Source organism: Microbacterium sp. MMO-56 (assembly GCF_037146215.1).
Classification (GTDB): domain Bacteria; phylum Actinomycetota; class Actinomycetes; order Actinomycetales; family Microbacteriaceae; genus Microbacterium.
In genome coordinates, this window is record NZ_JBBCVW010000020.1 from 26,065 (window position 1) to 52,171 (window position 26,107).

Genomic DNA, 26,107 nt, shown 5'->3' on the forward strand with positions numbered 1-26,107 from the left:
ATGTGACTGGTCACGCAGGCAGGATCCGAACGCAATCTCTGGATTGTGGTCGGATCCTTTTTTTGTGCCCGGAAGCGGCGGCAGCGGTGCCGGAGTCCACCACATCAAGGAGGATCCATGAAGACCCAGGACCTGGCCGACGCGATCATCGACGGCGTCGGCGGCCCCGAGAACATCGCGGCGTTGCAGCACTGCTCGACACGCCTGCGGTTCAACCTCGTCGACGACGCGCGCGTCGACGCCGAACGACTGCGAGCGACGCCCGGCGTCATGGGCGTCGTGATGGGACCGCAGACCCAGGTCGTGGTCGGTACCCGCGTCGCGGACGTCTTCCGCGCGGTCGAGAAGACCCGGGGCCCCGGCTCGTCCGCCCCGGCAGGGACGTCGCAGCCGCTCACCGTGAAGCGGGCGGGATCCGTGTTCATGGACTTCGTCGTGGGCGTGTTCACCCCGATCATCCCCGCCATCGCCGGCGCCGGTGTGTTCAAGTCGCTCCTGATCGCGGCCGTCGCCCTCGGCTGGGTGGCCAAGGACAACCCCACCTACCTCACCCTGGTCGCCATCCCCGATGCGGTCTTCTACTTCCTGCCGCTGCTGGTCACCTTCACGGCCGCCCGGAAGCTCGGCGTCAACATCCCGCTCGCACTCGGCATCGTCGGCCTGCTCGTCTTCCCCGGGTTCACGACGCTCATGACCAACGGGACGTCGATCTTCGGCCTCACCGTGCCGGCCGTGAACTACGCCTCGCAGGTGTTCCCGCCCATCCTCACCGTGCTGCTGCTGTGGGCCGTCGAGCACTGGGTCACCAAGATCACGCCCGGACCGATCCGCGTCTTCTTCGTCCCGCTCGTGTGCTTCGTCGTCGTCACCCCGACGATGCTGTTCCTCCTCGGCCCGCTCGGCTGGTGGCTGGGCTCGCTCCTCACGGGCGGCATGCTGTGGCTGCACGCGACCCTCGGTTGGGTCGCCGTCGCCCTCCTCGCGGGCGTCCTGCCCTTCATCATCTCGGTCGGCATGCACAAGGCGTTCATCCCGCCGACGATCGCGACCCTCGCCGAGTACGGCCGCGAGTCGTTCTACAACGTCTCCTCGCTCGCGCACAACATCAGCGAGTCGGGGTCGAGCTTCGCCGTCGCGATCCGCACGAAGAGCCCGACGCTGCGCGCGACCGCCATCTCCGCCGGCGTCTCCGCCCTGTTCGGCATCACCGAGCCCGCGCTGTACGGTGTCACCCTCCAGAACCGCCGCGCCCTGATCTCGGTCGTCATCGGCGCCGTGACGGCGGGCTCGTACCTCGGACTCACCAACGTCGTCAGCTTCGTGGCGGTCGGCCCGGGCCTGGCGAGCATCTCGATGTTCGTCGACGAGGGCAACCCGTGGAACATCGTCAACGCCGTCGTCGGCGCTGCCATCGCCTGGGTGGTCGCCTTCATCGCGTCCTTCCTGCTCTGGCGCGACTCCGACTCGGCCACGCTGCGCGTGCTCGCCGAGTCGGGCGACGCGGACGCCCTCGGCGCGGACGGCGCGCAGACGGCGCCGGCGCGGTCCGACGTCACCCTGGTCGCACCCATGAGCGGCCGCGTGGTCGGTCTCGACCAGGTCGACGACGCCGTGTTCTCGTCGGGCTCGCTCGGCGACGGCTTCGCCCTCCTCCCGACGGACGGGCGCGTGCTCGCCCCCGTGAGCGGCGAGATCATCAGCCTGCTGCCCTCGCTCCACGCGATCGGCATCCGCACCGACGACGGCGCGGAGGTGCTCGTCCACGTCGGGCTCGACACCGTGACCCTCGCCGGCACCCACTTCACCGCCCACGCGGCGCAGGGCGACCGTGTCGCGGCGGGAGACCTCCTCGTGACCGCCGACCTCGACGCGGTGCGCGCCGCGGGCTACGACCTGACGACGCCCGTCGTCGTGATCAACAGCGACGCCTGGAACGTCGCGGTCGACGCGTCCGGCGAGGTCGTCGCGGGCGAGCCCGTCGTCACCGCCCGGCCGGCGAAGGAGGGCGCCGATGTCGCTTCCTGACGGATTCCTCTGGGGCGGCGGCATCGCCGCCAGCCAGGCCGAGGGCGCCTGGCGGGAGGGGGGTCGCGGCCCCGCGGTCTCCGACATCTCCCGCTACCGGCCGAACGCCGACCCGAAGGACTACAAGGCCCAGCACCACGTGAGCGTCGCCTCGATCGAGGAGGCGATGGCCGATCCCGATCCCACGTTCTACGCCAAGCGGCGCGGGATCGACTTCTACCACCGCTACCCCGAAGACCTGGCGCTGTTCGCCGAGATGGGCTTCTCGGTGCTGCGCGTGTCGATCGCCTGGTCGCGCCTGTACCCGACCGGGGAGGAGACGGAGCCGAACGAGGAGGGCGTCGCGTTCTATCTGTCCCTCTTCGAGCGGATGCGTGCGCACGGCATCCAGCCGCTGGTGACGCTGGCGCACTACGACGCGCCGCTCCACCTGGCCGTGACGTACAACGGATGGACCGATCGTCGCCTGATCGGGCTGTTCGAGCGTTTCGCCCGCACGTGCTTCGACCGGTTCGGCCACCTCGTGGAGTACTGGCTGACGTTCAATGAGATCGACAGCATCCTCCGTCACCCCTTCACCTCCGGCGCGATCATCGAGGAGAAGGTCGAGGGATCGCTCGAACAGGCCTGCTACACCGCGCTGCACCACCAGCTCGTGGCCGCGGCGCGCGTCGCCGGGATCCTCCGCGCGGAGCATCCGCAGGCGCGCATCGGCTGCATGCTCACGATGCTGACGACGTATCCGCACACCTGCCATCCGCAGGACGTGCTCGCCACGCAGGCGAAGGATCGCCTGATGTACCTCTCGAGCGACGTGCAGGCGACCGGCTCGTACCCTCCCCTGGCGCTGCGCACCCTCGCCGAGCGCGGAATCTCCATCCCGATGGCGGAGGGAGATGCGCAGACCCTCCGCGAGAACACGGTCGACTTCCTGTCGTTCTCGTACTACATGTCGATGACCGAGTCGGTCGACCCCGACGTGGAGCGCACTCCGGGCAACACGGTGTTCGGCGTGAAGAACCCCTACCTGCCCTCGACCGACTGGGGGTGGCAGATCGACCCGATCGGTCTACGGATCTCCCTGCTCGCGCTGTACGACCGCTACCGCAAGCCGCTGTTCATCGTCGAGAACGGCGTCGGCATGCGCGACGTCCTCACCGAGGACCGGCGCGTGCACGACGACTACCGCATCGCCTATCTGCAGGCCCACCTCGCCGAGATGATCACGGCGGTCGACGAGGGCGTGGAGATGCTCGGCTACGCGTGCTGGTCGCCGATCGATACGGTGAGCTTGTCGACATCGCAGATGTCGAAGCGGTACGGATTCATCTACGTCGACATCGACGACGAGGGACGAGGAACCGGCGAGCGCATCCGCAAGGACTCGTTCGACTGGTATCGCCGGGTGATCGCCTCGAACGGGGCCGACCTCACCTGACCCCGCGAGGGGCCCTCCGAGCGGACGGCCCCTCGCCCGCCCCACCCCCGGTGTCGATGGAGACCACCAGCCATGCACATCATCAAGAAGGTCCTGAACTCCAGCGTCGTCCTCGTCGAGGACGACCGCGGCGTCGAGCGCGTCCTGCTCGGCAAGGGCATCGGATTCGCCCACCGTCCGGGCGAGGTCCTCCCGCCCGACGCCCACGATCGCGTGTTCGTCGAACTCGACGGGGTCGACCAGCGCAACTTCGTCGACCTCGTGTCGCAGATCCCGGTCGAGTTCGTCGAGCTCACCCGGGCGATCGTCACGAGCGCGGAGGCGGAGGGCCTCGACCTCGACCCGCACATCTACCTCTCCCTCACGGACCACCTGCACTTCGCGATCGAGCGGCAGCGGCGCGGGATCATGATCGTCAACCGGCTCGTGAGCGAGGTGCGCAACCTCTACCCGCGCGAGCACCTGGTAGGGCTGCGCGCCGTGGCGATGCTGCGGCAGCGCTTCGGGGTCGAGATCCCCGACGACGAGGCGGCGAACATCGCGTTCCACCTCGTCAACGCGCAGACGGGTCGAGGCGACGTCGACGCGGCGCGGGTGGTGACCCTGGTCGCCGCCATCACGAAGATCGTCACGCACACCAGCACGGTCACGAGCATCGGCGACGACCTGCACGGCGCACGGTTCCTCACCCACCTGCACTTCCTCGCCGAGCGCCTTTTCTCCGACCGGATGCTGGGCGACGACGACTTCCTCCTCCAGACGATGCGCGAGCGTCATCCCGACGCCGTCGCCTCCGCCGAGCGCGTCCGGACCTTCGTGCGGGCGGAGCACGACGTGACCATGCCCGACGAAGAGGTGGCGTACCTCGCGCTGCACATCGCGCGCGCCTCGACGCCGGCCTAGCCGCGCCGCGGAGACCTCCGCGCGCGGGCGATACGGTGAACACGTGAGCTCGGAGTGGACGCGTCGTGTGCTCGTCGTCGAGGACCAGGCCGCGCTCCGGATGCTCCTCTGCGATCTCCTGGAGCGGCACGGGTTCGAGACGGCGGCAGCCCCGGACGCCGCCGCCGCGACCGCGCTGTTCGCGGAGTTCGACCCCGACGCGCTCCTCACCGACATCGACCTCGGCACCCGGCCCTCCGGTGCGGAGCTGGCCGTCATGCTCGCCGCGCTCGCCCCGCACCTGGCGGTCGTCTTCCTGAGCTCGTATCCGCGCGCGGCCGCGGGAACGAGCGCAATGGGCATCCCGCGCGCGGTCTTCGTCTCCAAGCAGGACCTCGACTCCCCCGGTGCCCTCCTCGCCGCCCTGGACGACGCCCTGTCCACGCGCACGGCCCCCTCGCCGCCCGTGCCTCCGGCGTCGCCCGCGCCGGGGAGCGCGGCGTCGCCCGCGCCGCGGAGCGCGGCGTCGTCGGCTCCGGAACCGCCGTCCCCGGATCCGCTCGCGGCGCTCACCCGCCATCAGCTCGACATCCTCGCCATGATCGCCCGCGGCTGGTCGAACGAACGGATCTCGGAGGAGACCGGCGGCACGGTGCGAGCGGTCGAGCGCTCGATCAGCCGGCTGTTCGATCGCCTCCGGGTCGGGGGCGACCCCACGGTCAACCCCCGCGTCGCGGCGGCGGCGACGTACCTCGCCGCGTTCGGCCCGGTTCGATGAGCGGATGCAGGCGATGAGCGGGCGCGGGCGATGAGCGGGCGCGGGCGGTGAACCGCCTCGCTCGTGCCGTCCGCGGCGCCCTCGGCGGCGGCCGGTTCGTCAGCGTGTGGTCGGCTCTGGTCGTGGCGCCGCTCTCGCTGACGATCATGTCCCCGGTCGGCGCGGGCATCGACGTGGCACGGGCGTTCCCGGCGACGGCCGGTGCCACCCTCGCCCTGCTGGCGGGGCTCGGCGTCGTCGCGCTGTGCGAACGGTGCATCCGTCGACCCGCGGCGCGCATCGCGGTCGTCGTGGCGGGCGTCGTGGTGTGTGCGGCGCTGCGTCCGCTCGCCCAGGACCAGTGGGCGGCGGCACTCGCGCTGCCGACCCCGGCGGGCTCGCAGCTCCCGTTCCGGATCGCGACCAACGTCGTCGTCTGGCCGGTGGTCCTGACCGCCGTGGCCGTCCTGGTCCGGTCGATGCACGCCCTCCGGCGCACCAATGCGCTGCTGCGGGACGTCGCCCGGGAGCTCGCCGGGGCCCGCGACCGCGCCGTCCTCGCCGACCGGGCCGCCCGTGCCCAGGTGGAGGCGGCGGCCGTCGACCTGCAGCGGGGCGTCGACGACCTCGCCGAGCGAGCGGACGCGGGCGCCGTGCGCCGCCTCGCCGCCGACGGCTTCCGCGCGTGGACGCTCCGCCTGCAGGACCTCGCCGATGAACCGGCTTCCCCGGTGCTGCTCGACGCCCCGGACGCCCCGGACGCCCCGGTGTTCCTCGGCGCCCCGGACACCCCGGTGTTCGTCGACGAGCCGGTGCTCGCCGACGAGCCCGCCGCCCCGACGGTCCCCGACCCGTCCGATGCGCGCCGGACGACGCACCGACGCGGGCGCATCCTCCTCCGCGTGCCGCCGCGCGGCGTCGTGACGGTCCTCTACACCGCCTGCACGCTGCCGTTCGCGATGCGGACGACCGCGCCCGCCGCCCTCGTCGCCGGGATCGTCGTCGTGTGCGCCCTCGGCGCCGCGGTCGACGCCGTGCCCCGCACGCGGCGGTTCGGCGGAGACCCCCGCACGGCGACGGCGGCGTTCCTCGCCTGCGCGCTCGCGACCGGCGGGGTGCTGTCCGTGCTGGCGACGATGACGGGCCAGACCGGGGTGCCCGCCCTGCTCCCGATCGTCGACTACGTCGCCTTCGCGCTCGCGGCGGCGCTCTGCACGGGAGCCGTGCACGCCTTGCGCCGCGAGCAGCGCCGGTTGTCCGCCGCCGTCGCCCGGGCGCAGGACACGGCACGCGAGGGCGCGCGTCCGGTGCGGGAGGGGCTGCGCCGCGTCGCGGAGCTGCTCCACCGCGAGGGGCAGGGCGCGTGCCTGCACATCGCGCTCGCCCACCCCGAGCCCTCGCGCACGCAGACTGCCCACCTGCGGGAGGCTCTCTCCGAGATCGTGCGGCGGATGCCCGGAGCATACGCGTCCGCCGAGGGCGGCACCGGCGCGGACGCGATCGAAGAACTCACCGAGACCTGGGGCCGGGTCCTCGACCTGCGCCTCGAGATCGCGCCGCCCGCGCGCGGCCTGCTCGATCGGGCTCCGGGGGTCGCCCGCGACGTCTACGACCTGGTCGCCGAGGGCCTGCTCAACGTCCTCAAGCACAGCGGGCGACGACGCGCCGACGTCGAGATCGCGCTCGTCCCCACCGGGGCGGGGCCGCGCGTGCGCGTCCGGGTGCGCTCGGACGGCGCGCCGGCGACGGGCGCGACGCTGCGCCCCGGCTCGCACGTGCGGGCTCTCGGCGCGCGGCTGACCGGCGATGACGATGCGGCCGTGCTGGAGGCGTCCTTCGCCCCGGCGGCTGTCGTGTCACCCGAACATCGCGCCGGCACCGCACCGCGGGCCACGTAGCGTCGTCCGCGCGACCGGGCGACGGGTGCGGCCGCGAAGGAACGGATCCGACGTGAACGACCTGCATCAGCTGCTCCCCCTCGCGATGGGGATGCTCCTGTCTCCGCTGCCCGTCGTCGCCGTCGTCGCGATCCTGCTCGCCCCGCGGGGGCGCGCCTCGGCCCCCGTCTACACGGCGGCGTTCACCCTGGCCTCCCTCGCCGTCATCGCCCTCGGCGCCGCCACCTCGGCGCAGGCGTCCGCGTCCGACGGGCCCGGGGCGCGCCTGGTGTCGCTCGTCATCGCGGTGGCGATGACCCTCGGCTTCTCGGTGCTCGCGGTGGTGAGCTGGCGCTCGCGCCCGGCGCCCGGGACCCCGCCCGTCGCCCCGGCCTGGCTCGCCGCGATCGACGGCGTCACGCCGCTGTCCGCGGCGGGGCTTGGGCTGCTCATGGCCGTCGCCAACAGCAAGAACATCCCCCTCGCCCTGAAGGGCGGAGCGCTCATCGGCGAGGCGCATCTCCCCCTCGCCGCCGCGGCGGGGCTCTGCGTCGCGCTCGCCGTCGCGGGATCGTCGCTCCTGATCCTCCCCGCCGTGCTCGAGCTGACCGGATCGCGCCGCGTGCGCGCAGCGCTCGCCCGGCTGAAGGAGGACCTCGTCGCCCACAACGCGGCCATGATGACCGTCCTGTTCGCGATCCTCGCCGCCACCGAGGCGGCCCACGTCGTCCACCGGCTCGTCACCTGAGCCGGCCGCACCGACCGCCGCGTCGGCCGCGTCGGCCGCGTCGGCACCGGGACGACCACCCGTCCTGCTAAGAAGATCCGTATCGTCGAGGAAGAGATGACCACCATGTCGCACACGACCCCGCCCCTCCCCGCCCCGGGCCCAGGTCCCCTGGCGACGGCGCCCGCCGGCGCCTTCCGCGGCGTCTCGGCCGGCGGCGTCGACTCGTGGCGGGGCATCCGCTACGCCGAGTCCACCGGCGGCGAGCGCCGCTGGCGCGACCCGGTGGCCGCCCCGACCACAGACGCAGAGGTCGACGCGACCGCCTTCGGCCCCGTGTGCCCGCAGGTCGCGAGCCCCGCGATCGCCCTCGGCGACGACGCCGTCATGGACGAGGACTGCCTCGTCCTCAACGTGTGGGCGCCCGCCGCGACCGGCGACGCAGGCGCCGCCCCCGCGCGACCCGTGATGGTCTGGCTGCACGGCGGCGCCTACACCTTCGGGGCATCCAGTCAGCGGATGTACGACGCGACCTCGCTCGTCTCCCGCGGCGACGTCGTCGTGGTCACGATCAACTACCGCCTCGCCGCGTTCGGGTTCCTCGACCTCGCCGGGCTCCTCCCCGACGGCGGATTCGACCGCAACCTCGCGCTGAAGGACGTGCTTCTGGCCCTGCGCTGGGTGCAGGACAACATCGCGGCCTTCGGCGGCGACCCCTCGCGCGTGACCGTCTTCGGCGAGTCGGCGGGCGGCGGACTGGTCACGACGCTGCTGGCGACCCCGTCCGCCGCGGGCCTGTTCCACCGCGCGATCGCGCAGTCGTCGCCGGCATCGAGCATGTACGGTCTCGACCGGGCGCGCGAGGTCGCCGCCCGGTTCCTCCGCGCGCTCGACATCGACCCCGCCGACCCCGCGGCCGCGGCCGAGGCGCTGCGCGCCGCATCCGCGGACAGGGTCGTCGCCGCCGGGATGGCCGTGTTCGCGCAGGTACCCGACGACGACCCCGGCAGGCTCGCCTTCGCCCCGGTCGTCGACGGCGACCTCCTTCCCGAGGCGCCGGTCACGGTGCTGCACGAGGGGCGGGGGCTCGCCGTGCCGCTCCTCATCGGCACGAACAAGGACGAGGCGTCGCTGTTCACCTACATGAAGTCGCCCCTGATCCCCGTCACCGAGGAGCGCATCATGGCGATGTTCTCCGACATGGCCGCCGACAACCCGACCGTCGAGCTGCCGTCGGTCGCGCAGGTGACGGCGGCGTACGAGAACGTGCGTCACCGCCTGGTCGGTCTCGGCGTCGCGCGCGACATCGGATTCCGGATGCCGACCCTCTGGATCGCGGAGGGGCACCGCCGCGTCGCGGACGTGTGGCTGTACCGCTTCGATCACGCCACGCCGTTCCTGCGGCTGATCGGGCTCGGCGCGACGCACGGCAGCGAGCTCGCCTACCTCTGGGGCAGCTTCTCCAGCGGGCCGAAGGACCTCACCTTCCGCCTCGGCGGCCGGAGGAGCGGCGAGGAGATCTGCGCCCGGATGCAGGAGCGCTGGACCGCCTTCGCCCACGGCCGCACCCCGGACGCCGACGGCCTGCCCGGTGCGCCCACGTGGCCGACCTACGACCCGACCCCGGCGGAGGGTGCGCCCGCCCGCGCGACCCTCGTCATCGAGCGGCACGACACCGTCGTCGACGACCTCGACGCACCGCTACGCGCCGCGTGGGGCGATCGGGTGCTCGACTTCCACTGACCCTCGTCCTCCCCCCCCCCCCCCCCGATCCCGAGGAGCACGCCCCATGTCCGACGCCTGCGGTGCATCCGCTCCCCTCAGCCGCGCCCACCTCGCGCCCGCCATCGCCTCGGCGGGCGAGTCGATCGTCCCCGCCCGCCACGCCGACGCCCGCCCGGCGGGATCCGCCGCCGACCTTCTCGTCGTGGGACGCATCGCCACCGGCGACCCGCACTCCCCCGTCGCGGAGGCGATGGCGGTCTCGGGCGGCCGCATCGTCGGCCTGGGCTCGGTCGACGAGCTCGACGGCCTCACCGGGCCCTCGACGACCAGGCTCGCGCCGGACGGCGTCGTCATCCCGGGGCTCATCGAGCCGCACGCGCACGTGTGGGTCTCGCTGCTGACCCTCGACTGGACGGATGTCTCGCACGCCGCGTGCCCGCGCATCGACGACGTCGTCGCGGCCCTCCGCGCCGCGGCGGCCGCGACGGCGCCGGGCCAGTACGTCCTCGCCAAGCTCTTCGACCCGAGCCTCTACCCCGGCGAGCCCGCCCTCACGCGGGACATCCTCGACCGGGTGGCGAGCGACCGGCCCCTCGTCGTCCTGAACGCGTCGATGCACTTCGCCTACGCCAACAGCGCCGCCCTCGCCGCCGCCGGCATCACCGACGCCAGCCCGCAGCCCGCCGGCGGCACCCTGGAGAAGGTCGACGGCCGGCTCACGGGGATCGTCGGCGAGTCGCCCGCCGTGATGATGCTGCTCGCGCCGCTCCCGCATCCGTCGGCCGACGACATCGCCCGGGGCATCCGTCAGGTGCTCACCGAGTTCGCGGGGCGCGGCGTCACGTCGATGCGCGAGGCGATGAGCGGCACCCTCGCGGGGGTGAGCGAGGTCGCGATGCTCCACCGGCTGAACGGCGCCGCGCGCCTGCCCGTCAGGGTCTCCACCGCCCAGTTCTCCGCGCTCCCCGGCTGCGCGACCCCCGCCGAAGTGGCCGCCATGTGGAAGGCCGCCGGCGTGACCCCGTTCAGCGGCGACGAGATGGTGCGGGCGGACGCGTGGAAGATCGTGGCCGACGGCTCGAATCAGGGCCGGTCGGGCTACTTCCTGCAGCCATACCTCGGCGAGACCTCTGGTGGGCACGCGAACTGGACGCCCGAGGGGCTGCGCGAGGTCATGCGCGCGGGCCTCGACGACGGATGGCAGCTGATGGTCCACACCAACGGCGACGCCGCCGTCGAGTTCGCCCTCGAGGCCGCCGAGGAACTCCTCCCCGCACGCGATGGCGACCTGCGGCACCGCTTCGAGCACGCGTCGGTCACCACCGACGACCAGCTCACCCGCATGGCCGCCGCGGGTGTCTCCCCGAGCTTCCTGATGGACCACGTGTACTACTGGGGCGCCGCGTTCCGCGACACGATCCTCGGCGAGGCCCGAGCCGCACGCCTCGACCGGCTGGCCTCCGCCTACCGCGCGGGGCTGCGCCCGAGCATCCACTCGGACTACAACGTCACCATCGTCCATCCGCTGCGCAGCGCCCGCACCGCGGTGCTCCGCCGCCTCGACGCGGACGGCTCGGTGCTCGCGCCCGACGAGCGCGTGAGCCCCGCCGAGGCGCTCGCCGCCATCACGACCCACGCCGCGTGGCAGATCCACGCCGACGACCGCGGGATGCTGCGCCCGGGCATGCGCGCCGACTTCGCCGTCGTCGACGCCGACCCGTGGACCGCCGACCCCGAGGGCTGGGCGGAGATCGGCGCGCAGGAGACGTACATCGACGGGGTCGCCGCGTTCTCGGGCTGAGGCGGGGTGACGTCGCCGCGCCCGGATGCCCCATCGGCTTCGCCCTCACCGCCGCGTTCGTGGCAGCGGTGAGGATGCGGCGCGCACACCGGGCTCGGCGGTGACGTGGCGGGGCGCGCTCCTCGGTGTTCGGAAGGGCACCGTAGCGTGCCCGCGTGACGGAGCGCGTCCGGCGCGTCCGGGAGGGTCAGAGAACGGTCACTGCGTCGGCGGGACGATCGACACCGGCATCCCCCACGACGAGTACCGTTGCGACGTCGTCGTCTGTACGCCTCCCACAGAGACGGTCGCCTGATTGCCGACGGGAACATGACCGGAGGTGAGCCACACGATCATCTCCTGGACTTCTCCGCCGAAGGCGGGAAAGGGCGCGTCGGACTGCACGCGCCACGACAGCACCTCCTCGCCGCCGGGGAGAGTGATGACATCCTGATCCTCCTGAACGGTCCAAGACTCCGACGCGGAGAGGAAGCCCGCGGCGACGGACGGATCCGCCATCGCTCGGTACGCCTGGCCCACCGTGTCGGCGAGAAGCTCGTGCGGATCGCTGCTGCCCGAGACGCCGCGCACCCACGCTCCGTCGATCGTGACCCACGACTCGCTCGGCGTCAGGACGAACGACGTCGTTCCGTCCGAGGCGGTCACGCTGCCCGACATGGCCGGCGCGTCGCCGAACTCGAAGTCCACCTCGCCCGACGTGCCGTCGGATGCGGTGAACACCTCGTGTCCGCTACCGGCGGCCGTCGAGTACGCCACGACGCAGGCGGCGAGATCCGTGCCTGATACCGTCGCTCCGGGCTTGAGATCGACGGCGTCGCAGACGAGCGGCGCCGCGACGGATCCCATACCTGCGCCCGCCGACGAGTCCGTGCCGATCACCGCGGCGCTGCTCGACGATGTCGGGCTGGGGGAGGCCGAGCCTCCGGCTGCGGACGCGGCGCAGGAGGTGAGTCCCAGCGTTCCCATCAGCACGACCACGGACAGTCCAGCGAAGTGACGACGATGCACCCATGAACTCTAGGGCACCGCGGCGTCCGTATATGGCCCGCCTCCGCACGTGCACCGACATCGAAACGACCTCGCCGGCATCCGCCGTCAGCGGCGCGCGAGGGCCGCAACGAGGTGTCGGTTTCTCGCGACAATGAGCTGGCGCAGGTACGGCACGAGGACGAATCGTTCCGCGACGGCGCCGAACACCGGCGAGGCGAGCGTGACGGTGTCGATCATCACCGTGTCCTCGCCGTCGCGGGTGAAGACGTGCTCGTGCCGGAACGAACGGAACGGTCCGCGCGTCTGCTCGTCGACGAACCGAGACGGTCGATCGAGCGCGGTGATGGTGGATGTCATCGTGAACAGCACACCGAAGTGCCGCGCGCGCCACGTGACGCTCTCGCCGAGACCGATCGCCCCCGACCGGACACCGGCGATCGCCTGCTCCCCCGACGGCGACATCGAGGCGGCGTGGGCGTCGATGTCGAGGGAGAGATCGAACAGGCGCTCGCGCGGGCCCGGCGCCCGCGTCACCACGGTGAAAGAACGGACCATCCGCCCATCCTCCCAGCCGACGTCCCCGTTGGGCCGCCTTCGGTCGCGAGACCGCACGAATGTCACGCTCCGAGCCCGAAGGGCGCGCATTCGTGCGGTCTCGACAGGGTCGGGGTGCCGCCTGCGGCGAGGGGCGTCGGAGGTCTCGCCTATCGTGCCGCTGTGGCCGAACGGATCCAGGACTGGTGGGCGCGGCGGCAGTTCTCCCGGGGGCGCGCCGTCCCCTACGAGGTCGGTGCCTACCGGGATGCCTGGGCGCCGTACCCCGCGCTCGTGCGGCAGTACCATCCGGATCTGAATGCGGGGATCGTGCTCTCGCAGATCCCTCCGGCGGCCGACGTCCTGCTGCTCTGGCAATGCGAGACCGGCCATCTGTTCGTCGCGACCCCGGTCGAACAGCGATCCCGCCCCGGACGGGTGCGCCGCCGGTCCGCCTGGTGCCCCGACTGCACGGCCGCGGCGCGCCCGGCCCGCTCGCCCGTACCCATCGACCGCGGCGCTGCGGATGCCACGACGGAGGCCGCACCGGATGCCTCACCCGCTGGCCTGCGGACTCCCCGCCCGTCGCCGGACGGCGTAACCGCACCACCACGTGCATCGCGCGCCCGGGCATCCCGCCCCGCTCGTCCCCCGTGCGCGAAGACCCCCGCCGTCCCCGCCGGAACGCCGTTCCTCAGCGCGTGCGCGCCCGCTCCCGCCTCGGCCGCCGAGCAGGAGCTCCGGCGCTCGATCTTCGCCGCCCTGACCGTGACGGAGGGGATGACCGCGGTCCGGGTCCGGCGGCCGTTCTTCGACCACCTCGAGGTCTGGCCGGACATCCTCCTGCCGGAGCTGCGCGTCGCGATCGAGTACGACACCATCGGACGGTTCGGGCTCGAGCACGTCGGCACCCGCGAAGAGACCGATCGGCGCAAGGATCGGCTGCTGCGGGCGGCGGGCTGGGAGGTCGTCCGGCTGCGCACGGGGAAGCTCCCCGCGATCGGGCCCCACGACATCACGGCGGCGACGATCAGCAGGCGCGGCATCCTCCGGCTCATCGACGTCCTGAGCGACATCCGCGGACCGCTCCTCATCGAGGCCTACCGTGCGTGACCCCTCGGTCTGCACCTTCTGCGGCCTGGGCGAGGTCGTGCCGGATGCCGCGGAAGGTCACGGTCTCGTGTGCGCGGTCTGCGGATGGCGCGTGGGTGACGCTCCGGATGCCGACCTGCCGCGGCCCCGGGTCGACGTCGTGTACTACCTGCGTTGGCACGATCGGATCAAGATCGGCACATCGGCGCAGCCGCGGCGACGCCTCGCCGCGATCCTGCATGAGGACCTGCTCGCCTTCGAGCTCGGCGACCGCACCCTCGAGCGCACCCGCCACGCCCAGTTCGCGCGTCTGCGCGAGGGAGGCGAGTGGTTCCGCGCCGCGGACGAGCTCCTCCTCCACGCCGCCGCCCTGGCCGCGGACACGCCGCCCTGGCACGCCTACGCACGATGGATGGCGGATGCCCTCCGCCGCACCGTCAGCTGACCTGCGACGGATGAGGGGTCGCCGCCGCACCGTGACCGCATCACTCGTGCGGAAAGCGTCGCTGAAGCGCGTCTCCCGTGTTCGTGCCCGCGAGGAACAGCCTCATCCTCTCCCCCATCTCCGCGGAGAGGTCCTTATCGAAGGCGTGCGCGAGCGATGCGTCGATCTCCGCCTCGACAGCGCTGATCTCGGGCAGCAGCCGACGACCTTCCTTCGTGAGCTGGAGGAGGATCTGGCGCCGGTCCATCGGGTTGTCGATGCGGTCGACGATTCCCCGTCGCACCAGTGCGTCGACGAGCCGGCTGGGGCTGCCTGATTCGCAGACGAGCAGGCTCCCCAAGCCTTTGAGCGTCAAGGGCCCATGTTCGCCGAGCACGACGAGCACCTCGGCCTGAGCCGGGCTGACCTCCAGAGGCGCCAGCGCCGCCGCCAGGCGCCTGTTGCCTTCTCGTTGCACAGCGAGGATCGCGTAACGAAGCTCGGCAGCCGTCACCGACCGCGCGCGCTGTGAGCCCATCGAATCGATCTCCGCCTCATGGAGTTGCCGAAATATCATGACGCGACACTGATTGCGGCGTCACCACACACACTATCAGACACCAGATCCCTGGGCTCGGTGCGTTGAAAGCCGCCGATACAGAGGGGTCACGAGTTGACAATTGCGGTCGAGGCGACAAGTATCGCGTCATTCGATGACGCATCATCTAACTTGAGAAGTCGACACGCGGAGTTGGGAGGACATCTCCCTGCTGTCGGACGAACACCTTTGAAGGCTCTCGCTCGTCTCGCCTTCCCCCATCCACAAGAACCGAGAAAGGCACGCACATGAGAACGATGTCGGCAGAACGCACAATCCCGGTAGCCCCCTCACGCATCACCGGGATACTCCTCGACATCAGCACCCTGGCGGACTGGAACCCCGCTCTCGTCCGCGTCGATACACGGGACCGCGTCGCGATCGTCGGCAAACGGTACCCCGTCTCCACCCGCATTCCCGGCGACGCCGGCTTGACGTACACACAGGCGACGAGCGATCACGTCCAGTGGCGTCTCACCGTCGCGGGAAGCGTCGAAGTCGGGGATTGGCTCATCACGACGGAGGGTACCGACACGCGTGTCACGCACGAGATCACGCACACCGGCGCGCTGTTCGCCGTGATGCAGCACGCGATGCGACCGATCGCGGGGTGGAGGTTGGAGCGGCTCGTGGAACGAGCGATCGGTGGTTCCGTGGACATCTTCTGACGCGAGGCGTTCACGTCTGTCGCGGCGAACCGCTGAAAGAGCCGCAACGATTGGGTCGGCCCGTCGGTTCAGCGCTCGCAGGCCCACCCGTCGCCGTCGCGGTCGAGACCGTAGATATCGCGCCCCACGACACGGGCGACCCCGTCGAAGTAGGCGGGCCCGTCACCGCTCCCCCACGCGCAGTCGACATCGCTGGCGATCGGGACGCAGGCATCCGCGTAGTTCGGGTCGCATCCGTCGTCGGCCGGCGGCGCTGCCTCCACGGCGGGCGGATCGGAGGGCACGGCACGTAGGTCCGTCGAGTACGGCGTTCATGGCCTGCGATGAAGCACGACGGCGGTCGGCGCTCTCCCGTTCGTCGTGCTGTCCCGATATGTTCGGGTGGAACTCAACGCTGCGAAACGAGGGAACGCATGGGCAGTCAGTACACATGGATGCCAAGTGGCTTCAGCGCAAGCCTCACGGGCGGAGGCGTCTCCGGCACCTGGATCAAGTCCGACGCATCAATCTGCCAGGGATTTGTCGACTATGTCGCCGATAAGCGATTCGTGATCGACGACATCCGCAACGAGGTCAGCGACCATGTGTTGGCTTCCGTGCGGAAGGTACGAGAGTACTCGGTTCAGTCGATGCATCTTCTGCGAAGCGAAACTGCCCGGCAATCCATGAAAAGGATCGCTGACGCCTGTCGCGATTATGTGCGTGGTGCGACTCCAATCGCCGATCACGAGACCCTCGGCGTCGCCTTGCTGGCGCTGCGAAAGCGGATCGGTTCGGAACTCGTCGCACTCGTCACCAAGTACTCGCTCGACTGTGATCTGGACCTCACGCCCTATACCGAGGACGGCGTCGAGGTGGGGACTGCTGCACGGATGGGTGACAGTTTCTAGTCACGCCGCCAGCGCGACGGTCGTGTTCATGATGGTCTCGAACTCGATGGGCGTCAAACGGCCCAGGCGGGCCTGACGTCGGCGCCGGTGGTAAGTCCGCTCGATCCAGGTGACCATCGCGATCCGCAGCTGCTCGCGGGTCGTCCAGGCGCGGCGGTCGAGGACGTTCTTCTGCAGCAGCGTGAAGAAGCTCTCCATCGCTGCGTTGTCTCCGCTCGACCCGACTCTTCCCATGCTCCCGACCGTGCGATGCCGGGCCAGAGCGCGGAGCATCTTCCGGCTGCGGAATTGAGATCCCCTGTCCGAATGCACTACACAGCCGGCGACGTCGCCGCGCATCGCGACGGCGTTCTCGAGCGCCTGCACGGCCAGACGCGACTTCATTCTCGAGTCGATCGAGTACCCCACGATCCGGCCGCTGAAGACGTCCTTGATCGCGCAGAGGTAGAGCTTGCCCTCGGCGGTCTTGTGCTCGGTGATGTCGGTCAGCCACAGTTCGTTCGGGGCGTCGGCGGCGAACACGTGTCGGGTCCGGCCGTGCTCGTCGACGACGGCGCAGAGGTCGTCATGCACAGGCGGTCCCGGTCGGCGGCCCTTGCTCCGCTTGGGCTTGCCGAACGCGCTGAACCAGCCGTTGGTCGACGCGATCCGCCACGCGGTCCGATCCGACATCGCCTCACCGTTGTCGCGGGCCTCGTCAGCGAGGAGTCGATGCCCGAACTCCGGGTCGTCACGATGCGCGTCGAACAACGCGTTCGCGCGATACCCCTCCACCACCTCGCTCGGGGTGATGGGGTTCGCCAGCCACCGGTAGTAGGGCTGACGGGAGAGCTTGAGCACCCGGCACGTCACCGCGACCGGGATCCCGTCGGCGGCGAGCTCACTCACGAGCGGGTAGAGCCTTTTCCCGGCAGGTTCGCCTGCGACAGATACGCCGCCGCCCGCCGGAGCACCTCGTTCTCCTGCTCCAACAACCGGATCCGCTTGCGCGCCTCGCGCAGCTCCGCGGACTCGGTGCGGCTCTGGCCGGGCTTGGCGCCCTCATCGATATCGGCGCGACGCATCCACTTCTGCAACGTCATCGGGTGAACACCGAAGTCCTTCGCGATCTGCTCGATCGTCACTCCGGGCTCACGGTTCCTCGCGACGCGGACCACGTCGTCACGGAACTCGCTCGGGTACGGCTTGGGCACAGCAACATCCTTCCAGGCCCACCCTCCCGGGCAAGCCAAATCAGATGTCACCTACTCGTGCAGCAGTCCCGTGCTTGAGCGATGGATGCGAGAGGAGCCCTACCAAGTCGTATAGAGCCGAACGAGGCGAGGCTTCAGTGCACTAGCCAACGCCGGGCGATGGCGGTGGCATCTACCGGGCAGCGGGATCGCTGTACGAGCATCGTCCGCCTGTGGGGCCTCTGAGGCTGCAAGTGCCCATCCGCTTCACCGGGAGTCCGCCCTCACCCGAACGCGCCCTGCGAGAATCCGTTGAAGGATCACGGGTGTACATGCGATCGCCGACACCGACAGGATTGCCGGGCCGTCGGCGCGCTTAGGAGTCACAAGACGTGTAGCCCAAGCCACGTACCGAGAGCCGCAACGACAAGGCCGCCAACGACTGTCACAACGAACATTGCGGTGTGATCACGCCACGTCCTCGACAACCAGGAGGGCGGCGTCGAGTGGGCAACACTTGCACTCGGGATTGTATGCGCCGTGGTTGGGGTCGGCGCATCGGGTGGTGTTGTAGCTCTTGCCGGTGGCACTACACCCGCCTGAGTAATCTGAACTACTTTCGGCGCAAGCTCTGAGTGCTGCTGAAAATGCTCGGCTTCGTTTCGAATTTGAGTGTGCACTCCGTCCATCTGAATCTTGTTCGTCGACTCGATTTCGATTCGCACGCGGTCGGGCTTTTCGCGCTCCGCCAGATCCGCCCAGACGCTAATCGCTGTGTCCGCATGCCAGGGCAGGGCCCCCGGTGCCGCCAGATGTACGGATCCGTAGAAGTACTTGACGTCGAGGTGGTGCGTGCGGACCGCTTCCCTGAGCTCAGCTATCGATTGGCGCGTTAGGTTGGATCCGCTCTTGTCCCACACGGTGAAATCGGCCTTGTGAATCCGCCCCGGCAGCGACTCTAGGGTGTGTCTGGCGTAGGTCGCGAAATTATCGACGACATCCCAGATAGACATGCCCGGTGGCACATCCAGCCGAATCGCTGGTGCTTTGAACGAGTCGCCCAAGGGAACCTCCAGCGCTCAGACTAGTGGACGAGAGCGAGCGAGTTGGCTACGCGTACTCGGCCCCGACTCTGGCGCCACCGGCTCCGGGAGACCACGGCGCCGTCCGTGGTGGTCTCTCCCTCGATACGAGCCCGCCGGTCCCCTTGCGCGTACTGCGCGGCAGAGGCGGGTCGCGAGCGGGCTCCGTGACGTGCGGTGTGCGTTCCGCCCTCGGGCTCTCACCCACCCCTCGGCCTGGTAGCTGCGGGCAGGGGTTGGATTCTCTGCGTGGCTCGACTTCGTGAGTTCGCGACGCGGTGAGGCGGTCACGTCGGAGGCGTATGGCAACTTAATCCTGTGGCAATTGCTATCCAGGAGGGCTCAAGCAGGCGGCACCATACGGTGCCCAGGTTCCTGCTCCGATCGTTCGCCGACGAACGAGGCAATCTTCGGCGCTTCGACATTTCTGGCGACGTGACTCGCGCGGGGCGGGTGAATGCGAAGATCGCGACGGTGGTGGAGGACTTCTACGTCATTGACTCCCTGACGGCGCGGTACGACATCGAGAAGAGGGAGAACATCTCCCGTCTTGAGGATGGAGGCGCCAAGATTCTTCATCGGCTTTGCGCGGCGAACGACCTCGCGAACGTCTGGCCGCTGTCTGAATGCGACCGCGGCGCTCTCTGCTCGTTCCTCGCGAGCCTCGTGCTCCGAACCCCAAGTTTCGAGACCACACGTAAGAGGTCGCAGAGCAGTGGCTGAAGTCCAAGAATCGTGATGTCCACCCGATCGATCTGATCCGAAACGGCGTAGTCACCGGTCAGCCTGACGTGGTCGCCGCGGTTCAACGACGCTATGGCCCATGGCGCGCCGCTGAGGATCCACCTCTCAACTCTCACGAGCAGATGTTCCAGGACAAATTCCATTCGCTCGGTCAGCATCTGTGGGGCCAGCGTTGAATCCTCATGCGAGCCAACCGCCGGTTTATCTCCCTCAGCGACAACCCCGTGGCGCTTCTCAGTAACATTACCGGCAACCGCGAACCCACCTTCCACACAGTCGACTTCAGGGCTTCTCGTGCCTCATTCAACGGTGCTCGTCCGCGGATGGGTTGCACTTGACGACGCTATGGTACGCCTCAACAAGACAAGCACCTCGTACCGTCTGCTATTCGCGCGTAGGACGGTTCGCGCCCGCGAGGGCAGTGGTTCGACAATCGGGACAGTGACGCAATCCAGGATCTACCCGGGGGCAGTTTGGGACGACCGGCGCCTGAGAGGCGTGACTCTTGTAATGGCGTCAACGAGCTTCGATAATCCCGCGGGCTCTGGCATTTAGGTGAGCGCGAGAAGCGAGGGCGCCTGATCTGTTGGTTCAAGTCGAGCGCGAACGGCGCTCGCTAGAACGGCTCATCGAGTCTCTTTAGCCCGTTCAGAAGACTACTGAAAAGCCGATCCGCTCCCGTAGCAGAGCGCTTGACGCGCGCATAAAGGGCAGGGACAGCCTGCGCTGGAGTCGCCGCAGCCAATCCGCCGTTCTCCGTCGGCTGCGACTCCAGCTTTGCAAGGTACTCGCTATTCGATGGATCCCATACGCCGAAGAAGTAGGGGGCACGATCATCGTTGTCGACAGAGCCGAGGACGTATTCGACTTGTCCAACACTGGCGGTGAACACCCCGTCCTCCGCCCGCCACGTCAATTTCTCCGCCTCTGTGAGCTTTGCGATCTCACCAACAAGCGCCCCCCATTGAGACTCGTCAAACATCTTCCGCTACTCCGATCTGATACCGATCCTTGGCGACGAGACCTGAGATCTCCACGCACAGGCCTGATATCTCGTTCCCCGCTGCCTTCGCACTACGGGCGACATCCACAACCTTCTTGCCCACTATCGACGACTTGGCATCGAGCGCGCTCGTCGCGGCGTCTCTCAGCCGCGCTTCTAAGGCGGTGTGATCCGCAGCCAAGTTGCCCAGCAGCGCGATGGACTCGTTCGCCACATAGCTAAACCTTAGAAGCGCCCGGTGGGCGACCTCTCTGTCGTTCTCCTGGATCGCAAAGTCAATGTCCGCGACGATCATCTGCATCTGAGTCACAACCGCACCAAGTTGATCAGAGTTCAACTTCGTTCGTGCTTTGCGCAACTCACCCGCGGCGGCCTCAGACGCCGACCGCGTCTTCCTCAGTTGCACAATGGCGATCCAGAACCCAACGACGGTCAGCGCAAGTGCAAGCCAATCGTGCCAGCCCGGGGCGGCCTGCCCGTCAAACCACCACATGCACGTCCAAACTCTCTAAACTCCGACAGAAAGTACCAGATCGAACTGCTCGAGGCTGCAATCAACTCAGGCGAGTGCTCATCCGATGCGCCTCAGGATCAGCGAGGTGCAGCTGCAGCACAACCCCGGCGTCTTGGCCACGTCTTGAACAAGCGCTTTCGGCGCAACGGCCGAACGATTCCACCGAGCCGCAAGGTTCGCGCTGGCTCAGTGCAGACTGCGGGGCGTTCTTCGCCTCAACGAGCTCGCCGCGGCGAGGCTAGCTTCTATGCGTCGCCGGCGCTATCGGAGACGACGAGCACTCGAGTCAGCGGAATGATTGCGCGCCAGGACTCAGGCAGGTCAGCATAATGCTCCAGCGTCATCGTCACGATGTCCTCGCCCGACAGCAGCCGCAATCCCGGTCGCTGGCGCTCGATTGCGAGCGCGTCCCGCGAATAGCTTCCCAACGTGACGAACAGACACAGCTCTCCGGGCCCCTGGGTCCCGATCAGTTGCTGGACGTCGGGGGCACCAACTGTGCCGGTGAGGTGCTTGCACTGCACTTTGATCTGCGGCGGCTCGACCCCGAGAGGGTCCCGGTGCGCAATTACGTCGACGCCACCGTCCTGTGTGAACTGCGTCACGCGCGCTTGATATCCGAGCGCGCGGAGGAGAGCAGCGGTGAACTCCTCGAACTCCTGGTGGCTCAGGCGCTTATGCAGCGCTTCGAGCACGAAATCTCGTGTGTGACGTTCGATCCGCGATGCGCGAGGTTCATCAACCTCGTCATCAGTAGCGGAGCGCTCGGCCACCATGTCGATCTTCTTCGCGAGCACATCCAGCGACTCATCTGTGCTGTTAAGGGCAGCCAGGAACTCCTCGGAGTGTCGACGGACTCTGAAGACCGCAAGCACAGAGCCAATTTCGTAAAGCGCTGGCTGGGAGAAGAGCGTGCGTGGTAAGCCGATGCGCTTCCACTCAACGCGTCGCCGATGTCGGTGGATCGGTGCGCTAGCGTCGAAGTAATAGTCGCTTGTGATCACGCCCAGGTTGATGGTCGAATCGGGCTTGTACGGCGCGACGACGACATCACCCGCGTGCATCTCGTCTCGAAAGCGAGTCAGGACGCCAGCCTGTCCGGCGATCGACCGCACCTTCGCGTCCGGTTCCGCCTCCGACAGTGCCCGCTTCAGGCCCTCTCGGCCCGCGGGGATTGTCGCGAGATCCGGGAGATGATCCCAGCCCAGACTTATAAACCCCTCGTCCACCAGCTCGGTGGTGAGGGCATTGTTGTGGACTCCCCAAGTGTTCATCGGCCTGCGCCATTCATTCCATTGATGTTCGAAGCCGGGCCCGCTTTCAAGTACTCGTACAGCATGGCCGGCAGAGCCTTCCCGAGCTCCGCGTACAGCCCGCTGTCGTTGAACAGGTCGTCGATGAACGCGGGCGTCTCGTCCCGCACACCGAGCAGCGCCTTCGTGAACGCCTTCGGCAAGGCCGGGGACTCAGCGAACTGCTGCGGGCTGTTCACCGCGGCCTGGTTCGCGAGGTCGACGTCGAGCGCGAGCTTGCCGACAACGTGGTTGAGATGGAGGTCGATGACCCCGACTCCGTACTTGTCGCCGAGGCGTTCGTTGAGCTTGTGGATGATCTCCTCGAGCGCGGACCGGTGCTTCTCGTGGATTGCACCCGACCCGATCGCAGTGATCGGATCCAGCCCCGGCCCCTGCTCCAGCTTCAACGAAACCGACTCGCCTGCGCTGATCTTGTAGCCCACCAGAGTGACGACCGAGATGTCGACCGGCTCAAGGATCGTCGCAGTGGAGAGTTGCGGGAGGATGCGGCGGAAGAAGTAGTGACGGCGGGGTAGGTCCGTGTCTTCGAGGTTTCGGGCCTGCGAGATGAAGTCGTAGAACTTCACGAAGTTCCCCACGTCGGCCTTGAACAGCCGCAGCTCATCCTGCTCAGCCTTGTCTCCATCCAGCACCGCGGCGACCCATCGCTTCTGGAACCGGTCCACCGCCGGCGCGGTCGCCGCCGACACCTTCGAGTTCGCGTTCACGCCACCGGCCAGGGCCGCGTCGAACGCCTGCTCGACCTCCGCCATCGTGTATATTCCTGAGCCGTCCAGCTTGACCACGAGGTCGTAGATCAGGTTCGGGTCGGTCGTCGCGGTGAGCGTCGCCTTCCCGTAGTACGGCAGGAACGCATCCAGTACCTCTTGTGGGTCGTTGACGAAGTCAAGCACGAACGTCTTGTCCTTCCCCGGGTAGGTGCGGTTCAGCCGGGACAGGGTCTGCACGGCCTGCACGCCGCCGAGCTTCTTGTCGACGTACATTGCGACCAGGCGGGGCTGGTCGAACCCGGTCTGGAACTTCTCCGCCACGATCATCACGTTGTACGTGGCCGGTTTGAACGCCTCGGCCAGATCCGACGCGACTCCCGGGTTCTGGGTCCGCTCCGTCAACCCGTCACCGAGCAGGCCCGGGTCATCGACCGTGCCGGAGAACGCGACCAGAGACCGCACCCCCTGCACGCCGGTGTGGGCCATGTAGTCGTCGAGGTACTTCTTCCACCGCACAGCCTCGACACGCGACCCGGTGACGACCATCGCCTTCGCCTTGCCGTCCAGCAGCGGCTGCACGAACGCACGGAAGTGGTCGACGACGATCTTCGCCTTCTGACTGATGTTCGTCGGATGCAACCTGACGTACTGCACCAGCGCCTTCACTGCAGTCGACTCGTCCACCTCACCGGCGCCGTCGTAGTCAGAATCGGGATGCTGCAGCTTCCACGCCACCTTGTACGGCGTGTAGTTCTGCAACACATCGAGAATGAAGCCCTCCTCGATCGCCTGCTGCATCGAGTACAGGTCGAACGGCTCCGGTAGATCCCCACCCTCCGGCACCCGCCCGAACAGCTCGAGGGTCTTCGCCTTCGGCGTCGCGGTGAATGCGAAGTAGGAGATGTTGGGGGCGGAGGCGGTGACCTCCATCGCCCACTGCAGGTACGCGTCCGAATCGATCGAGGCGCCCTCGGCGACCGCGGCTTGCTCGTCCGGGGACAGCACCTTCGTCAAAGCGCCCGCCGTCGAGCCGGTCTGCGACGAGTGCGCCTCGTCCGCGATCACCGCGAACCGGCGCCCCTGCAGCTCGGGCAGGGTCTGGATCGCGGTGATCAACGCGTCAAACGACTGGATCGTCACGATAACGATGTTCTTGCCACCGGTCAGCGCGGCGGCGAGCTGCTTCGACTTGGACTCGCCCGCATCCTTCGTGATCGACTGCACCACCCCGGCCTGCTTCTCGAACTGCGAGATCGCGTCCTGCAACTGCTTGTCCAGCACCGTCCGATCCGTGACCACCACGACCGTGTCGAACACCCGCACGTTCACGTCATCGTGGAGCTGGGAGAGGCGGTGCGCGAGCCACGAGATCGAGTTCGTCTTCCCCGACCCCGCCGAGTGCTGCACCAAGTACCGGTTTCCCGGCCCCTCCACCCGCGCCGCGTCGACCAGCCGGGTCACGGCCCGCCACTGGTGATACCGCGGAAACAGCACCTTCTCAGACTTCGTCTTCTTGCCGGTGTCGGGGTCGACATCGACCTCGACCTGCAAGTGCACGAACGACCCCAGCAGCTGCAGCCAGGTGTCGCGCTGCAGGATCTCCTCCCAGAAGTACGCGGATGCCGACCCGTCCGGGTTCACGGGGTTCCCCGCACCCTCGTCAGCACCCTTATTGAACGGTAGAAACCGTGTCATCGGCCCGGCGAGGCGCGTGGTCATCCGCACCTCGGAGTTCGACACCACGAAATGCACCAGCGACCGCTTCGCGAACCCGAACAACGGCTCGCCCGCCGGCGACCTGTCGAACCGGTACTGACTCACCGCGTTGCCGATCGACTGCGTGAAGTCCGTCTTCAACTCGACCGTCGCGACCGGGATTCCGTTCACGAACAGCACTAGATCCAACGCCTTGTTCGGATGCTTCACCGAGTAATGCACCTGACGCATCACCCGCACCCGCATCTTCCCGTACGCCTCCAGTGTGTCCGGGTTCTGCGTCGTTGCAGGCCGGAACTGCGCTAACTGGAACTTCACCGCGCCCCCGTGCAGCGGGACCATCGAGAAGCCCTCATGCAGAATCCGGATCGTCCCACCGTTCTTCAACGGATCCAGATCCAGAGACTTCGCCAGACGGGTCAGGATGCTGTCGCCCGCGGCCTTCCGTTGCGCGTCGGTGTCGTCGGGGCGGACCACCTTCGCGAACTCGGTCGGCTGCGAATCCTCCAGCCAGCCGAGCACGTGCTCGGGGAAGAGCGCGAGCTCACGGTCGTGCCCGGCATCGGTCGGCGAGTACAGCCAGCCGTTCGCGGCGAGATGCTCGGCGATCTCGTTCTCCAGCACCGACTCCAGATGCGCCCCAGCAACACCACTCATGCCGCCACCCCCACATCGATCTTCCCCGTCACCGCAGCCGAAATCAGCGCGGCACGACGCTCCCGCGCCAAGGCCACACCGCGATGCGCGGTAGCGGTAGCCTCATCGATGCGCTTCGTGACGCTATCGAGACGCTGGACGATCTCGCGTTGCTCGCTTACCGGTGGGACGAGGATCGTGAATGACGCGGCATCGGCTTGATAGATAGTTCGATGAGTCGAACCGGTCATCAGCCGCTCGAACTCAGGCTTCATGGCATGGAACTGGAACCAGAGATACTCCGGGAGAAGCTCCGCGCGGGGAACCCAGTTCCAGAAGTCCTGGCTGGTCGCCATCGCCACGGGCATGATTCCAGCGAAACCCACGGAAGCTGTGCGTGATAGCGCAACCGTCCCGGCTGGCAGTAGCTCCGCCGCTGAATTCGCGAGTCCGAGTGTGGAGATTTTTTCGCTCGTCTCGCCCATGTCTCGTCGCCCTTGCCGCAATTGCCACACGTCGGCGAGCGTGAACCAGGGGATATCACAGTTGACCCAGTACTCCGGGTGCTGTCTGCTCGGCGTGTGCCCGGTCTTCATCGACGCGAACCGACGTATGTTTCCGACCCTCCAGTGCGAGGGGACATCGGTCGCCCACTCCGTGCCGCTCGGCTTAAGGGGCTCTGCGCATTCTAGGTGGGGGTGAGGGGGTCAAGTCCGCCGGCGATCAGGAGCATGCGGAGCCGGTAGTTGTCGTAGTTGGTGAAGCCGCGGGCGATCCGGCGGGCGA

General features: G+C 68.5%; 23 protein-coding genes and 1 pseudogene. 13 read left to right on the plus strand and 11 right to left on the minus strand.

Features of this window, described 5'->3' with window-relative positions:
- The first annotated feature begins 117 nt into the window (after positions 1-117).
- The 8 genes from WFI00_RS15540 (at position 118) to WFI00_RS15575 (ending at position 11,232) form a co-directional block, all read left to right on the plus strand.
- The gene (locus WFI00_RS15540; protein WP_336633308.1) at positions 118-2,025 is read left to right on the plus strand and encodes a beta-glucoside-specific PTS transporter subunit IIABC; all 1,908 of its coding nucleotides are present in this window, start codon (positions 118-120) and stop codon (positions 2,023-2,025) included.
- Positions 2,012-3,463, plus strand: a complete 1,452-nt coding sequence (locus tag WFI00_RS15545; RefSeq protein WP_336633309.1) for a family 1 glycosylhydrolase — start codon at positions 2,012-2,014, stop codon at positions 3,461-3,463. The genes WFI00_RS15540 and WFI00_RS15545 overlap by 14 nt, the downstream gene beginning before the upstream one ends.
- A 72-nt stretch (positions 3,464-3,535) precedes the next feature.
- A complete protein-coding gene (locus tag WFI00_RS15550) occupies positions 3,536-4,366 on the plus strand; it encodes a PRD domain-containing protein (RefSeq protein WP_336633310.1) in 831 nt (276 codons plus the stop codon).
- A 43-nt stretch (positions 4,367-4,409) separates the two neighbouring features.
- Positions 4,410-5,123 (plus strand): response regulator, encoded by a 714-nt coding sequence (locus WFI00_RS15555; RefSeq protein WP_336633311.1) that lies wholly within the window; start codon positions 4,410-4,412, stop codon positions 5,121-5,123.
- Positions 5,124-5,170: 47 nt separating this feature from the next.
- A complete protein-coding gene (locus WFI00_RS15560) occupies positions 5,171-7,000 on the plus strand; it encodes a hypothetical protein (protein WP_336633312.1) in 1,830 nt (609 codons plus the stop codon).
- 52 nt (positions 7,001-7,052) lie between these two features.
- Positions 7,053-7,727 carry a GAP family protein gene (locus WFI00_RS15565; RefSeq protein ID WP_336633313.1) on the plus strand — a complete coding sequence of 225 codons (675 nt, stop codon included), beginning with the start codon at positions 7,053-7,055 and terminating at the stop codon, positions 7,725-7,727.
- A gap of 96 nt (positions 7,728-7,823) precedes the next feature.
- A complete protein-coding gene (locus tag WFI00_RS15570) occupies positions 7,824-9,449 on the plus strand; it encodes a carboxylesterase/lipase family protein (RefSeq protein WP_336633314.1) in 1,626 nt (541 codons plus the stop codon).
- A gap of 46 nt (positions 9,450-9,495) precedes the next feature.
- The gene (locus tag WFI00_RS15575) at positions 9,496-11,232 is read left to right on the plus strand and encodes an amidohydrolase (protein ID WP_336633315.1); all 1,737 of its coding nucleotides are present in this window, start codon (positions 9,496-9,498) and stop codon (positions 11,230-11,232) included.
- Positions 11,233-11,430: 198 nt separating this feature from the next.
- Here the strand turns inward: WFI00_RS15575 and WFI00_RS15580 are convergent, their stop codons facing one another.
- A complete protein-coding gene (locus WFI00_RS15580) occupies positions 11,431-12,240 on the minus strand; it encodes a hypothetical protein (protein ID WP_336633316.1) in 810 nt (269 codons plus the stop codon).
- Positions 12,241-12,327: 87 nt separating this feature from the next.
- Entirely contained in the window at positions 12,328-12,777 is a 450-nt protein-coding gene (locus WFI00_RS15585; protein WP_336633317.1) for an SRPBCC family protein, read from the minus strand.
- A 162-nt stretch (positions 12,778-12,939) separates the two neighbouring features.
- On the opposite strand from WFI00_RS15585, the gene WFI00_RS15590 reads away from it, so the two are divergent.
- Together WFI00_RS15590 and WFI00_RS15595 are read left to right on the plus strand one after the other, a co-directional pair.
- Positions 12,940-13,869, plus strand: a complete 930-nt coding sequence (locus WFI00_RS15590) for a zinc-ribbon domain-containing protein (protein WP_336633318.1) — start codon at positions 12,940-12,942, stop codon at positions 13,867-13,869.
- Positions 13,862-14,293, plus strand: coding sequence for a GIY-YIG nuclease family protein (locus WFI00_RS15595; RefSeq protein WP_336633319.1), 432 nt, complete (start codon positions 13,862-13,864; stop codon positions 14,291-14,293). The genes WFI00_RS15590 and WFI00_RS15595 overlap by 8 nt, the downstream gene beginning before the upstream one ends.
- A gap of 40 nt (positions 14,294-14,333) precedes the next feature.
- Here WFI00_RS15595 and WFI00_RS15600 read toward each other — a convergent pair whose 3' ends face one another.
- Positions 14,334-14,786 (minus strand): MarR family winged helix-turn-helix transcriptional regulator, encoded by a 453-nt coding sequence (locus tag WFI00_RS15600; RefSeq protein WP_336633320.1) that lies wholly within the window; start codon positions 14,784-14,786, stop codon positions 14,334-14,336.
- 332 nt (positions 14,787-15,118) lie between these two features.
- Here WFI00_RS15600 and WFI00_RS15605 point away from each other — a divergent pair, with 332 nt between their 5' ends.
- Positions 15,119-15,538, plus strand: a complete 420-nt coding sequence (locus WFI00_RS15605; RefSeq protein WP_336633321.1) for an SRPBCC family protein — start codon at positions 15,119-15,121, stop codon at positions 15,536-15,538.
- Positions 15,539-15,606: 68 nt separating this feature from the next.
- On the opposite strand, the gene WFI00_RS15610 is transcribed toward WFI00_RS15605, so the two are convergent.
- The gene (locus WFI00_RS15610) at positions 15,607-15,822 is read right to left on the minus strand and encodes an Excalibur domain protein (protein WP_336633322.1); all 216 of its coding nucleotides are present in this window, start codon (positions 15,820-15,822) and stop codon (positions 15,607-15,609) included.
- A gap of 129 nt (positions 15,823-15,951) precedes the next feature.
- Here WFI00_RS15610 and WFI00_RS15615 point away from each other — a divergent pair, with 129 nt between their 5' ends.
- Complete coding sequence (locus WFI00_RS15615; RefSeq protein WP_336633323.1) at positions 15,952-16,428, plus strand: hypothetical protein; 477 nt, start codon at positions 15,952-15,954, stop codon at positions 16,426-16,428.
- Here WFI00_RS15615 and WFI00_RS15620 read toward each other — a convergent pair.
- Together WFI00_RS15620 and WFI00_RS15625 are read right to left on the minus strand one after the other, a co-directional pair.
- Positions 16,429-17,621 (minus strand): IS3 family transposase gene (locus tag WFI00_RS15620; protein ID WP_336633324.1). Its coding sequence is split into 2 segments (ribosomal slippage): positions 16,429-17,334 and positions 17,337-17,621, totalling 1,191 coding nucleotides; the frame shifts between segments, so codons are not numbered across the junction. It abuts the gene before it with no gap.
- 362 nt (positions 17,622-17,983) lie between these two features.
- Positions 17,984-18,664: a hypothetical protein gene (locus WFI00_RS15625; RefSeq protein ID WP_336633325.1), complete on the minus strand. Its 681-nt coding sequence runs from the start codon at positions 18,662-18,664 to the stop codon at positions 17,984-17,986.
- Positions 18,665-19,045: 381 nt separating this feature from the next.
- On the opposite strand from WFI00_RS15625, the gene WFI00_RS15630 reads away from it, so the two are divergent.
- The gene (locus tag WFI00_RS15630) at positions 19,046-19,405 is read left to right on the plus strand and encodes a DUF4238 domain-containing protein (protein ID WP_336633326.1); all 360 of its coding nucleotides are present in this window, start codon (positions 19,046-19,048) and stop codon (positions 19,403-19,405) included.
- 637 nt (positions 19,406-20,042) lie between these two features.
- Here WFI00_RS15630 and WFI00_RS15635 read toward each other — a convergent pair.
- From WFI00_RS15635 to WFI00_RS15655, 5 genes and pseudogenes are all read right to left on the minus strand, one after another.
- Positions 20,043-20,408, minus strand: coding sequence for a hypothetical protein (locus WFI00_RS15635; protein ID WP_336633327.1), 366 nt, complete (start codon positions 20,406-20,408; stop codon positions 20,043-20,045).
- A complete protein-coding gene (locus tag WFI00_RS15640) occupies positions 20,401-20,922 on the minus strand; it encodes a hypothetical protein (protein WP_336633328.1) in 522 nt (173 codons plus the stop codon). Before WFI00_RS15640 ends, WFI00_RS15635 begins: the two co-directional genes overlap by 8 nt.
- 266 nt (positions 20,923-21,188) lie before the next feature.
- Positions 21,189-22,217, minus strand: a complete 1,029-nt coding sequence (locus WFI00_RS15645; RefSeq protein WP_336633329.1) for a restriction endonuclease — start codon at positions 22,215-22,217, stop codon at positions 21,189-21,191.
- Entirely contained in the window at positions 22,214-25,342 is a 3,129-nt protein-coding gene (locus WFI00_RS15650; protein ID WP_336633330.1) for a type I restriction endonuclease subunit R, read from the minus strand. The genes WFI00_RS15645 and WFI00_RS15650 overlap by 4 nt, the downstream gene beginning before the upstream one ends.
- Positions 25,339-25,947: pseudogene (locus WFI00_RS15655) on the minus strand (restriction endonuclease subunit S); the annotation flags it as partial. The gene WFI00_RS15650 and the pseudogene WFI00_RS15655, both read right to left, overlap by 4 nt.
- Positions 25,948-26,107: the final 160 nt, after the last annotated feature.

Coding starts and splice junctions, on each gene's coding strand:
- WFI00_RS15540 (WP_336633308.1), top strand. CDS start 118: ATGAAGACCCAGGACCTGGCCGACGCGATCATCGACGGCGTCGGCGGC.
- WFI00_RS15545 (WP_336633309.1), top strand. CDS start 2,012: ATGTCGCTTCCTGACGGATTCCTCTGGGGCGGCGGCATCGCCGCCAGC.
- WFI00_RS15550 (WP_336633310.1), top strand. CDS start 3,536: ATGCACATCATCAAGAAGGTCCTGAACTCCAGCGTCGTCCTCGTCGAG.
- WFI00_RS15570 (WP_336633314.1), top strand. CDS start 7,824: ATGACCACCATGTCGCACACGACCCCGCCCCTCCCCGCCCCGGGCCCA.
- WFI00_RS15575 (WP_336633315.1), top strand. CDS start 9,496: ATGTCCGACGCCTGCGGTGCATCCGCTCCCCTCAGCCGCGCCCACCTC.
- WFI00_RS15585 (WP_336633317.1), bottom strand. CDS start 12,777: ATGGTCCGTTCTTTCACCGTGGTGACGCGGGCGCCGGGCCCGCGCGAG.
- WFI00_RS15605 (WP_336633321.1), top strand. CDS start 15,119: ATGAGAACGATGTCGGCAGAACGCACAATCCCGGTAGCCCCCTCACGC.
- WFI00_RS15615 (WP_336633323.1), top strand. CDS start 15,952: ATGGGCAGTCAGTACACATGGATGCCAAGTGGCTTCAGCGCAAGCCTC.
- WFI00_RS15635 (WP_336633327.1), bottom strand. CDS start 20,408: ATGTTTGACGAGTCTCAATGGGGGGCGCTTGTTGGTGAGATCGCAAAG.
- WFI00_RS15640 (WP_336633328.1), bottom strand. CDS start 20,922: ATGTGGTGGTTTGACGGGCAGGCCGCCCCGGGCTGGCACGATTGGCTT.
- WFI00_RS15645 (WP_336633329.1), bottom strand. CDS start 22,217: ATGAACACTTGGGGAGTCCACAACAATGCCCTCACCACCGAGCTGGTG.
- WFI00_RS15650 (WP_336633330.1), bottom strand. CDS start 25,342: ATGAGTGGTGTTGCTGGGGCGCATCTGGAGTCGGTGCTGGAGAACGAG.